The organism is Caballeronia fortuita (genome assembly GCF_001544835.2).
Classification (GTDB): Bacteria; Pseudomonadota; Gammaproteobacteria; order Burkholderiales; family Burkholderiaceae; genus Caballeronia; species Caballeronia fortuita.
This window is the reverse complement of the sequence record NZ_FCNX02000004.1, coordinates 79,093-90,879: the sequence shown is the minus strand read 5'-3', so window position 1 is coordinate 90,879 and position 11,787 is coordinate 79,093. Positions and strand designations below refer to the sequence as shown.

General features: G+C 63.0%; 11 protein-coding genes. 6 read left to right on the top strand and 5 right to left on the bottom strand.

The genetic code is table 11. From position 1 onward, the window contains the following. Positions 1-143: 143 nt before the first annotated feature. The 6 genes from AWB77_RS09460 (at position 144) to AWB77_RS09435 (ending at position 5,049) form a co-directional block, all read left to right on the top strand. Positions 144-542, top strand: coding sequence for a VOC family protein (locus AWB77_RS09460; protein WP_061134178.1), 399 nt, complete (start codon positions 144-146; stop codon positions 540-542). Between the two features lie 117 nt (positions 543-659). Next, positions 660-1,307: a twin-arginine translocation signal domain-containing protein gene (locus tag AWB77_RS09455; protein ID WP_061134177.1), complete on the top strand. Its 648-nt coding sequence runs from the start codon at positions 660-662 to the stop codon at positions 1,305-1,307. 41 nt (positions 1,308-1,348) lie between these two features. Then, positions 1,349-2,932, top strand: coding sequence for a GMC family oxidoreductase (locus AWB77_RS09450; protein WP_061134176.1), 1,584 nt, complete (start codon positions 1,349-1,351; stop codon positions 2,930-2,932). Between the two features lie 89 nt (positions 2,933-3,021). Next, positions 3,022-3,354, top strand: a complete 333-nt coding sequence (locus AWB77_RS09445) for a ribbon-helix-helix domain-containing protein (protein WP_061134435.1) — start codon at positions 3,022-3,024, stop codon at positions 3,352-3,354. A 103-nt stretch (positions 3,355-3,457) separates the two neighbouring features. Further along, positions 3,458-4,519: a catalase family peroxidase gene (locus tag AWB77_RS09440; protein WP_061134175.1), complete on the top strand. Its 1,062-nt coding sequence runs from the start codon at positions 3,458-3,460 to the stop codon at positions 4,517-4,519. Continuing rightward, a complete protein-coding gene (locus AWB77_RS09435; RefSeq protein ID WP_061134174.1) occupies positions 4,516-5,049 on the top strand; it encodes a cytochrome b in 534 nt (177 codons plus the stop codon). Before AWB77_RS09440 ends, AWB77_RS09435 begins: the two co-directional genes overlap by 4 nt. Positions 5,050-5,059: 10 nt before the next feature. On the opposite strand, the gene pdxR is transcribed toward AWB77_RS09435, so the two are convergent. The 5 genes from pdxR to pta form a co-directional block, all read right to left on the bottom strand. Continuing rightward, complete coding sequence (gene pdxR, locus AWB77_RS09430; RefSeq protein WP_061134173.1) at positions 5,060-6,577, bottom strand: MocR-like pyridoxine biosynthesis transcription factor PdxR; 1,518 nt, start codon at positions 6,575-6,577, stop codon at positions 5,060-5,062. Positions 6,578-6,705: 128 nt separating this feature from the next. Beyond that, positions 6,706-8,010, bottom strand: a complete 1,305-nt coding sequence (locus AWB77_RS09425; RefSeq protein WP_374728685.1) for an MFS transporter — start codon at positions 8,008-8,010, stop codon at positions 6,706-6,708. 41 nt (positions 8,011-8,051) lie between these two features. Continuing rightward, positions 8,052-9,725, bottom strand: coding sequence for a GMC family oxidoreductase (locus AWB77_RS09420; RefSeq protein WP_061134171.1), 1,674 nt, complete (start codon positions 9,723-9,725; stop codon positions 8,052-8,054). 195 nt (positions 9,726-9,920) lie between these two features. Continuing rightward, positions 9,921-10,745: an IclR family transcriptional regulator gene (locus tag AWB77_RS09415; RefSeq protein ID WP_244158507.1), complete on the bottom strand. Its 825-nt coding sequence runs from the start codon at positions 10,743-10,745 to the stop codon at positions 9,921-9,923. A 9-nt stretch (positions 10,746-10,754) separates the two neighbouring features. Further along, a complete protein-coding gene (gene pta / locus AWB77_RS09410) occupies positions 10,755-11,768 on the bottom strand; it encodes a phosphate acetyltransferase (protein ID WP_061134170.1) in 1,014 nt (337 codons plus the stop codon). Between the last annotated feature and the right edge of the window lie 19 nt (positions 11,769-11,787).

Below are 11,787 nucleotides of genomic sequence, written 5' to 3'. Positions count from 1 at the left end.
GAGATGTTCGTTTTCGCGCATCGCGAACACATCGCAGCGGACGCGACGCAGCCTCTCCGGGCAAACGCCTAGCCCCGATTTAGCCCGCCATTACCCTTTGCGCGCGCGGCTTCCTAAACTTGTTTCAAAAGGAGGAGACGCCCATGTCAAAGCTCATTCACACGATGATTCGCGTGCAGGACCTGCAACGCTCGCTCGACTTCTATCAAAAGGCTTTCGATCTCGGCGTCGCGCATCGGCTGGACTTTCCGGACTTCACGCTCGCCTATCTGCGCAACGACGAAACGCACGCCGAGCTGGAACTCACCTGGAACAAGGGACGCGCGGAACCCTATACGCACGGCGACGGCTACGGCCATGTCGCCGTGAGCGTGCCGGACGTGAAGGCGGAGCGAGAGCGTCTGATCGCGCTCGGCCTTGCGCCCAACGACGTGCGCGAATTCAGGAACGACGACGGATCGCTCATTGCGCGTTACTTCTTCATTCAGGACCCGGACGGCTACAAGATCGAAGTGCTCGAACGTCACGGACATTACGAATAGCAATCACGAATAGCAATCACGAATAGCGATCGAGTACAGCAATGACGAATGGCAGCCGGTCGCATCAGACGGGAATACACACATAAAGCGGTTGCAGTGCCCCACAAGGAGAGAGACATGCGAGACACGATCATTCCGATCGTCGCGCAGCGGCGCGCGCACGACGGTGCACATCATCATCACGATCACGATGACATCGCCGCGCCTCCACCGAAGATCGCACTCACGCGGCGTGAATTCCTGCGCGGCACCGGCGTGCTCGTCGGCACGATCGCGGCGACGTCGATTTTCGCGAGCCTCGCGCCGAGCCGTGTGTGGGCGCTGGAGATGCAGGGCTTGAGCACGCATCAGGGCGAAGTGCTGCTGCAAGTCACGCGACAGATCTATCCGCACGCCACGCTCGATGACGCCGTGTACGCGCTCGTCGTCAAGGATCTCGACGCGAAGGCGAAAGCCGATCCCGCCGTGCGCCAGCAACTCGCCGACGGCGTCGCGCAGCTCGACGCCAAAGCCGGCTCCGACTGGACGAAGCGCGGCACGAACGATCAGGCGCAGGACATCGCCGCGCTCGCGGGCACGCCGTTCTTCAACACGATCCGCGGCACCGCCGTCGTATCGCTCTACAGCAATCCGATGGCGTACGAGCACTTCGGCTACGGCGCATCGAAGGGCGATGGCGGCTATCTCTATCAGGGCTTCAACAATCTGTCCTGGCTGCCCGATCCGCCCGCGGCCGACAGCGGCCCGATTCCGAAAGACAGCTAACTCGACCGCGCGATCGATCGGAACGGAAAACGGAGACAGACATGTACACGGACAACAAGGTGCAGTTCAGGCACAACGACGATCACGTCGTGGTGATCATCGGATCGGGCGCGGGCGGCGGGACGCTTGCCAACGAGCTCGCGCAGAAGGGCGTCGACGTGGTCGTGCTCGAAGCAGGCGCGATGCACACGCAGGGCGACTTCTCGACGGAAGAGTGGAGCGCGTTCAAGCAGCTTTCGTGGCTCGACAATCGCACGACATCGGGCAACTGGCGCGTCGCGAAGGACTTTCCCAACCTGCCGACGTGGATCTGCAAGACGGTGGGCGGCACGACCGTTCACTGGGCGGGCGCGAGCCTGCGTATCCAGCCGCACGAGTTCAAGGCGAAAACCACATACGGCGACATTCAGGGCGCCAATCTGCTCGACTGGCCGGTGACGCGCGCGGAACTCGACCCTTACTACGACCGCGCCGAAAGGAAGATGGGCGTGACGCGCACGAACGGCAATCCGGGGCTGCCCGGCAACAACAACTTCAAGGTGATGTCGGCGGGCGCGACGAAGCTCGGCTACAAGGAATGCAACACCGGCCACATGGCGATCAACAGCACGGTGCGCGACGATCGCACGCACTGCTTCCAGCGCGGCTTCTGCTTCCAGGGATGCCGCACGGGCGCGAAGTGGTCGACGCTCTATACCGAACTGCCGCGCGCGCAGGCAACGGGCCGCATGGAGCTGCGTCCGCAATCGCATGTGGTGAAGATCGAGCACGATGCGCGCGGCAAGGCGACAGGCGTCGTCTATTACGACAAGGACGGCAAGCTGCAGCGCCAGAAGGCGCGCGTCGTCGCCGTGGCGGGCAATGCCATCGAAACGCCGCGCCTGCTGCTCAACTCGCAATCGAGCAAGTTCCCCGATGGCCTCGCGAACGGCTCGGGCCAGGTCGGCCGCAACTACATGCGGCACACCACGGGTTCGGTCTACGGCGTGTTCAACGAGAAGGTCGAGATGTTCAAGGGCACGACGATGGCCGGCATCATCGAGGACGAAGCCGTGTTCGATCCGAAGCGCGGTTTCGCGGGCGGCTACCACATGGAGACGCTCTCGCTCGGGCTGCCGTTCTATGCGGCGTTTCTCGATCCCGGCTCGTGGGGACCGAACTTCGCGGCGGCGATGGATCAGTATCAGTACACGGCGGGCATGTGGATCGTCGGCGAGGACATGCCGCGCGAGCAGAACCGCGTCACGCTCAACACCGACGTGAAGGATCAGTACGGATTGCCGGTGCCCAACGTCCACTTCGACGATCATCCGAACGACGAAGCGATGCGCCAGCACGCGTACAAGCAGGGCAGCGCGGTGTATGAAGCGGCGGGCGCCAAGGCGACGTATCTCGTGCCGCCATATCCGTCGACGCACAATCTCGGCACCGCGCGCATGAGCGCCAAAGCGAGCGACGGCGTCTGCAACGCGCATGGCCAGACGCACGAAGTGGCGAACCTGTTCATCTCCGATGGCAGCCAGTTCACGACCGGCGCGGCGGAAAACCCGACGCTCACGATCGTCACACTGGCGATCCGTCAGGCGGACTACATCGCCGGTCAGATGAAGCAGCGCAGGGTTTGATGCAATTGGCCATGCGCGTTTAGCGGAGTAGCTTTTCGTGTTGGCCGTCGTGCGCGGGCATGACGGCCGCTTTTCTGGAGGGCGATGTCATGTGCAGGATCTATATCGACGCCGACCCGATCCTCTATGAATCGCGCACGCGATCGCTGCGCATTCATGGCGTGATCACCACGGTCCGGCTGGAAAATCTCTTCTGGGACGTGCTGCACGAAATCGCCGGCCGCGAGAATCTCACGACGAGCCAGTTCGCCGTCAAGCTCTACGACGAACTCATCGCGCTGCGCGGCGAAGTGCCGACCAACTTCGCATCGTTTCTGCGCGTGTGCTGTCTGCGTTATCTGTCGATGCGCGAAGCGAGGCAGACGACGGCGGAAAGCGAGGCGGCGGGCGCGGTCGCCTTGCGCGTGCTGAAAGCGGGATAGCGCGGGCGAGGCCGAAGTCTCCGCGATTTTTGCGCGTTACTGGCACGATTTCCGTCACGCTGCTAGATTACCGGGCAACAGAATCGTTGATCGAGAGACTACGGTGCCTGACAAATCCGCTTCCCCGCGTTCGCCCTTTCCTGCGCTGATACTCATCGCGGTCATCGTTGCCGCGCTGGTCGCGGCTTTCGCCTACACGGCGGGCTGGCTCACGCCGCAGCGCCTCACACCGGCGAAGATCGTCGGCAGCCTTGCGCCACCGGGCGGCGCGGTGCCGGGCTTCCGTCGCAATCACGCAAAGGGCATCTGCTTCAGCGGCGATTTCGAATCCAACGGTTCGGGCGCGGCGCTCTCCAAAGCCAGGATGTTCATGCCGGGCACGTTTCCCGTCACCGGCCGCTTCAATCTCGCGACGCCCGACCCGAAAGCATCCGACGCGATGGCGCGGGTGCGCGGCCTGAGCCTGCGTATCCTGACGCCCGACGGCAGCGAGTGGCGTTCCGCGATGATCGACGCGCCCTTCTTCCCCGTCGCGACGCCGCAGGCTTTCTACGATCTGCAGCGCGCGCTCGCGAACAAGAACGATCCCGAGGCGATGCAGAAGTTTGCCGCCGCGCACCCCGAGATCGCTGCGTTCGGCGCATGGGCGGGCAGCGCGCCGTGGACCGCTTCGTACGCGGACGAGCGCTACAACAGCCTCAACAGCTTCGTCTTCACGAATGCGGACGGACAGGATCAGACGGTGCGCTGGTCCTTCGTTCCCGCCGCGAAACCCGAGACGTTGACGCCGGACGAACTGAAACAGAAGGGCGCCAATTTTCTCGATGCCGAAATCACGCAGCGCGTGCAGAGCGCGCCGCAACGCTGGGCGATGGTCGTCACCGTCGCGAATCCGGGCGACGCCACGGCCGACCCGAGCAAGGCATGGCCCGAAGACAGGCATACGGTGGAAGTGGGCACGCTCGTCGTGAAGACGATCGAGCCCGAGCCCGATGGACCGTGCCGCGATCTCAACTTCGACCCGACCGTGCTGCCTTCCGGCATGCGTGTATCGGACGATCCGTTTCCCGCCGCGCGATCGGCCGCTTACTCCGTATCGTTCAATCGACGCACCGCCGAGGACAAGGACTATCCGCGCACGCCTTCGCAAGGAGCACGGCAATGAACGCGATCAACCAACGGTTCTCGCCGCTGCAACGCGCGCTGCACTGGATCATGGCGATCTGCATCTTGTCGATGCTGTTCATCGGCGTCGGCATGGTGTCGACGGTGCGGCCCGACTATCTGACGCTCGTGTCTATTCACAAGCCGCTCGGCATCGCGATACTCGTGCTCGCGCTGATACGTCTTGCCGTGCGCATCGCGCGCGGCGCGCCGCCGCTGCCCGCGAACATGCCCGAGCCGATGAAGCTCGCGGCGCATCTCTCGCACTATGCGTTCTATGCGCTGATGATCGCGCTGCCGCTGCTCGGCTACGGAATGCTGTCGGCGGCGGATTATCCGGTCGTGATCGGCGGCTATCGGCTGCCTTCGCTTCTGCCGCACAGCAATGCGTTGCACACGGTTTTGTGGAACGCGCACCGGTTTCTCGCGCTGTGTTTCTTCGCGCTGATCGTCGTGCATCTCGCGGCGGCGCTCTTTCATGCGCTCGTTCGGCGCGATGGCGTTTTCCACGCAATGGCGCCGTGGAAATGAACACACGCGTTCACGGGCGCCGCTGCTGCACGACCTGAGCAAGCGCGCGCACGCCCGGCGCGATCAGCTCGGCGCGTATCGCTGAAAAGCCCATGCGAAAGCAGCGCTGGCCATCGGCGGGATCGGCGAAGAAGACGCTGCCCGGCTCGATCAGCACGCCGAGCGCCTGCGCGTCTTTCGCGAGGCGCGTCGCGTCGAGCCACGGCGGTCCTTCGACCCAGCACGACGCGCCGCCTGTCACGTTCGATGCACGCATGTCGGGCAGATGCTTCGCGAGCGCATCCGTCAGCACTTCGGCGCGTTCCTTGTAGACGCGTCCGAGCTTGCGCAACAGCGTGTCGTGATGACCGAGCGCGAGAAAGGTCGCGAACGCGCGTTGAATGTAAGCGGCGGGATGGCGGATCATCAGGCGCCTGAGCGCGCGCAATTCGCGTATCAGCGCGCGCGGCGCGACGATATAGCCGAGCCGCAAACCGGGCGCGAGCGTCTTCGACAACGATCCGATATACACGACGCGCTCCGCCGTATCGAGACTCTTCAACGCCGGATGAGGCGTGCCCGAAAACGTGTTCTCGCTTTCATAGTCGTCTTCCACGACGATGAAATCATGCTTCACCGACAAGTCGAGCAATCTGCGACGCCGCTCGATCGGCATGGTCACGGTCGTCGGACATTGATGGCTCGGCGTGACATAGACGTAATCGCATGGCGCGATCACGCTTTCGTCGTCGATGACGGCGCCGTCCGCATCGACTTCGAGCGGCATGATCTGCGCGTTGTGATGCTGGAAGATGTTGCGCGCATCGGGATAGCCGGGATTCTCCATGCCGACGCTCGTCTGCGCGCCGCACAACAATGCGCCGATGAGATACAGCGCCTGCTGGCAGCCGTTCGTGACGACGATCTCCTCGGGCATCGCGAACACGCCGCGGCGCGGCAGCACGCGCGTGCGTATCTGTTCGACGAGCGTTTCGTCGTCGCGTTCGATGAGATCGGGCGCCCAGTTGCGGATCTCCATCACCGAAAGACCGTGCATGCAGCTCTCGCGCCAGTCGCTCGTCGGAAAGAGTTCGGTATCGAATTGCCCGTAAATAAAGGGATATTCGTAGCTTTGCCAGTTCGACGGCTTGACGATGTTGCGCTGATGCGAGGGCGCGTGCCGGATGCGCGCGCTCCAGTCGGGATGACCTTGCTGCGCTTCGATGGTCGGTGTATCCGCGAGCCCGGTTGCGGTAAAGCCGCGCTGCAATTCGTCGGTCGCCGGATTCACGAAGTGACCGCTGCGCTCGCGCGATACGAGATAGCCTTCCTCGACGAGTTGCTGATACGCGAGCACGACCGTATTGCGCGACACGCTGAGTTGATCGGCAAGCTCGCGGCTCGAAGGCAGGGCGGAATCGGGCGCGATATGACCGCTCAGGATCGCATTGACGATCATCTGGCGGATCTGATTCTGCAAGCTCATCCCCGAGACCCGCGAGCGCTCGAAGAGCTGCGCCCAAAGCGTGGCGGCTGGGCGGGTGGGCATGCATGTCTCCTGCGCGGTTCGTCTTGATGTATAGATATTACGTGCGGCTTCCACGTCATGCCAGTGCGACAAAAACCGCCGTACCGATGATGCGGCGCGGCGGCTCACGATGTTTCGCGTGACGACCCTCACCCCACCGAAAACGCCAACTCCCGCCGCTGCCGCATTCCCACCCACGCCGCCGACATCGCGCTGACGATGCCCGCCGCGAGGCAGTAACCCGCGATCATCCACGGATCGCCGCCATTGCGCTGCAAGAGCCACGTTGCGACGATCGGGCTGATGCCGCTCGCGAAAATTCCCGAGAACTGATACACGAACGAGATGCCCGAGTAACGCACCTTTGCATCGAAGAGTTCGGAGAATAGCGCCGCTTCCGGACCATAGATCGATGCATACACGACACCCAGCGGAATCACGACGGCGAGCCACGCAAGCATCGTATTGCCGCCGCTATTCTTCATGAGCCAGAAGCCCAAGAACGCCGAAAGCCCGGTCGCGAGCGATCCCCAGAAATAGATGCGCGCGCGTCCGATGCGGTCGGAAAGCCGCCCGAAAAGCGGTATCGTGAAGATCATCACGAACGCGGCGACCATCACGCCGAGCAGCGCGTCCGTGCGTTGCAGATGCAGCGTGCCCGTGAGATATGAAATGGAAAACACGCCGAACACGTTGAAGAAAACGCCATCGATGAAACGCGCGCCCATGCCCGCAATCGTGTTGCCGGGATATTTCGTGATGACATCGACGATCGGCATGCGTGCTTCGCTGCCCGTCTTCTGAATGCGCGCGAACTCCGGCGTTTCCATCACGTTCAGCCGGATATACATGCCGATGAGCACGAGCGCGAACGACAGGAAGAACGCGACACGCCAGCCCCACGCGAGAAACTGCGCATCGGTCAGCGTGAGCGACAAACCCGCGACGACACCCGACGACAGACACAGCCCGAGCGCGAGACCGATCTGCGGAATGCTCGCGTAGAAGCCACGCTTGTTCTCAGGCGCGTACTCGAACGCCATGAGCACGGCGCCACCCCATTCGCCGCCCAACCCGATGCCTTGCAGCACGCGCAGGAACAGCAGCAGCGAGGGCGCCCAGATGCCGATCTGAGCATACGTCGGCACCATGCCGATCAATACCGTCGCGATGCCCATGATCGTCAGCGTCATCACGAGCATGCTCTTTCTGCCGACGCGATCGCCGAAGTGGCCGAAGATCACGCCGCCGAGCGGCCGGCTAAGAAAGCCGACGGCGAAGGTGCCGTAGGCGAGCATCGTGGAGATGAGCGGATCGCCGCTCGGAAAATAGAGCTTGTTGAAGACGATACCGGCGACCACGCCGTATAGAAAGAAGTCGTACCACTCGATCGTCGCGCCTATCAGGCTCGCGACGACGACCTTCCTCATCTGCTTGCCATCGGTTCGGGGCAGTGCGTTCATGGTTGTCTCCGTGATGTGTGTGAGACTTGTGCTCAGTCTCTCTGGCCTGCATGGGCCGTGGGCTTCTTCACAACGACTTCGGGCACGTCTTCCACACGCGTGACGTGCTGATAGCGCTGGTCTTCGAGAATCATGTCGGCGGCCTTCTCCGCGATCATGATGACGGGCGCGTTCGTATTGCCCGACACCAGTTCCGGCATGATCGACGCATCGACCACACGCAGACGTCCGATGCCGCGCACCTTCAGACGTTCATCGACGACCGCGAGCGCATCGCCGCCCATCTTGCAGGTGCCTGCCGGGTGATAGATCGACTGGCTGAACTTGCGCGCGACGTCGAGCAATTCGGCATCGGTCCGATACGCCGAGCCGGGAACGAACTCCGACACGATGTGCTTCGCGAGCGACGGCGCTGCAGCGATGCGGCGCGCCACCTTGATGCCGCCGATGACGACAGGATGATCGCGTTCGTCGGACAGATAGTTCGCATGGATCGACGGATACTGAAGCGGATCGTTCGAGCGGATCGCAATGCTGCCGCGGCTGAACGGCCGCAACTGGCACACGGACGACGTGAACGCCGAGAACCGATGCGCGCCTTGTCCGGGTTTGTCGGCGGAAAGCGGCTGCATGTGGAACTGGATGTCGGGGCGCACGACATCGGGCGACGAGCGCGTGAAGATCGCGACCTGACTCGCCGCGAGCGTGAGCGGCCCGGTGCGTGAGATCGCATATTGCAGGCCGATGAGTGCTTTCTTCAGTGGATTGTTGACCTCGTCGTTTAAAGTGCGTTCATGCGTCTTGAAGACGAGCCGCACTTGCAGATGATCCTGTAGATTCTGGCCGACGCCGCGCAGTTCATGTCTCACTTGCACGCCTGCATCGTTCAAGACATCCGAAGGCCCGACGCCCGAGTTCTGCAGAATCTGCGGCGAACCGATCGCACCGGCCGCGAGAATCACTTCGACGCGCGCGCGCACCGTCTTCACGACGCCTTCATGCATGTACTCGATGCCGGTCGCTTCCTTGCCGTTGAAGAGCACCTTGCGCGTTTGCGCGCCGGTCCGCACGATCAGACTGCGCCGGTCGCGCACCGGTTTGAGGAAGCCCTTCGCGGTGCTCCAGCGAAGGCCCCTGTGGGCCGTCTGCTGAAAATAGCCGACGCCTTCCTGCGTTGCGCCGTTGTAGTCGTCGTTGAAGGGAATGCCGATTTCCTGCGCGGCCGCGATGAAGTGATCGGCAATCGGACGGCGCAGCCGCAGATCCGATACCTTCAACGGCCCGCCCGCGCCGTGATATTCGCTCGCGCCATGTTCCTGATCTTCCGACTTCCTGAAGTAGGGCAGCACGTCTTTGAAGCTCCAGCCCGCGTTGCCGAGCTCGGCCCAGCGGTCGTAGTCTTCGTGCTGGCCGCGCACATAAAGCAGCCCGTTGAGCGAACTGCAGCCGCCGAGCACCTTGCCGCGCGGCCAGTCGATGCTGCGCCCGGCGACGGCATCGTCCGGCTCCGTGCGATAGCACCAGTCCAGCGCGGGATCGTGCATCGTCTTGAAGTAGCCGACGGGGATATGGATCCACGGATTCGTATCGGGGCCGCCCGCTTCGAGAAGCAGCACCGTGTTCGACGGATCGGCGCTCAGCCGGTTGGCGAGCACGCAACCTGCCGAGCCCGCACCGACGATGACGTAATCGACTTCCTGCTGCATGACACCTGTCTCCTGAGTTCTTCTTCTGGAACGATTCGTTTCGCTTGCGTCTCGTCCAATGTGGAAGAAGCGGGCAGGGATGCCAAGAGAAAAGCGCGCAAAGCCGCGAAAGTGAAACGGAAAGTGCAGAATTCGGATCAAAATAGAATGCTTGCCTAATCGATTCGATATCCGAACTAAGTATGCTGCGGCGCGTCAGAAGGTCGCCGTGAGATCGGCGGCGGCTTCCTGCAAGCGCGGCACGAACGTCAACGCGCGCGACAGCGCCATGCGCGACACCGGCCCATGCACGGCGATGGCCGCAATGCATTTGCCGCGCGAGTCGAACACGGGCACGGCGACGCACGCGATGCCCAGCACGAACTCTTCGTTGTCGACGGCAATGCCTTTGTGCGCGACGCGATCCAGTTCCGCTTCGAGCAGGTTCGGATCGTCGAGCGTGTTGGGCGTGAAGCGTTCGAGCCGCATTGCGCGAATGAGGGCGGCGCGTTCGTCGTGCGGCATCGTCGAAAGGAGCAGCTTGCCGCTCGCGCTGCAATGCGCGGGAACATGCGATCCGGGCTTGAGTTCGAGCCGCAGCGCCCACGGCGATTCGCAGCGGTCGAGATAGAGCACTTGTGTGTCGTGCAGCGTGCTCAGATTGCACGTTTCGCCCAGATCGGCGACGAGTCGCTCGAGAATCGCATGACGTTGCCGCCGGGCGCCGCTGTGCATCATCACGTCGACGCCGAGCCTTTCCAGACGCGGTCCGACCACATACGCGTTCTTCTGACCCGGCTCGCGCGCGACGAAGCTGCCCGCTTCGAGCGATTGCAACATGCGATGCAACGATGCCTTCGGCTGCTCGACGATGTTCGCAAGCTCCGCGAGCGACAGTGCGCCTTTTGCCGCGACCAGATGTTCGAGCACGCTGAACGCGCGCAGCGTGGGTGTATCGGTGCGCGCGGCGCTTTCGGCGGGCGGCGCGCTATCCGTCGATTCGGTCTGGATGAACGCTTCGGTATCGGCTCGCGTATCCATGATGCGCACTCATGCCGTTTGATGCCGCGCCGCCTGCGCCTGCACGCAGGTCACGGCGATCACGTGATAGATGTCGTCGGCGCTGCAGCCGCGCGAAAGATCGTTGGCGGGCTTCGCAAGCCCTTGTAGCAGAGGCCCGATCGCCTTCGCGCCGCCGATGCGCTCCGCGAGCTTGTAGCCGATGTTGCCAGCTTCGAGGCTCGGGAAGATCAGCGTGTTTGCATGACCATCGATCTGCGAGTGATGCACCTTGCGCATCGCAATTTCAGCGACGATGGCCGCATCGAGCTGCACATCGCCATCGATCGCGAGACCGGGGCGCGCTTCCTTCACGCGCCGCGTCGCATCGACCACTTTGTCGACGGCCGCATGATGCGCGCTGCCGCTCGTCGAGAACGACAGCATCGCAACGCGCGGATCTTCCATCAGCAGACTGCGCGCGCTGTCGGCGGCGGCCATCGCAATTTCCGCGAGTTGCTCCGCATCCGGTTCGACGACGAGCGCGCAATCGGAAAAGACGAGACCGCCTTTCATCGTATGAAAAGGCTCGCAGAGCATCATCAGGAAGAAGCTCGACACGAGCTTGAACGAAGGCCGTATCCCGATGATCTGAATTGCGTTGCGCACGACATCCGCTGTCGTGTTGACCGCGCCGGATACCGAGCCGTCCGCCTCACCCATGCGTACCATCAGGTTCGCGAAGCACAGCGGATCGAGCATGGCGGCGCGCGCCCGATCGCGTGTCATGCCTTTCTTCTCGCGCAAGCCGAAGAGTTCTTCGGCGAAGCGTTCGCAAAGCGGCGAATGGGCAGGATCGATCACGTCGATGCCATCGAGATCGATGCCTGCGCCATCCGCAACCTGAAAGGCGCGCGAACTCGCGCCCACGAGCACGACACGCGCGATGCCATCTTTATGCGCGCGCTGCGCCGCCTGCAGCACGCGCGCGTCTTCGGCTTCGGAGAGGACGATACGCATCGGCAGGTCGCGAGCCTGATCGATGATGCGATGCATGGCTTTCATGGCGGCTCACTTCGTTGGA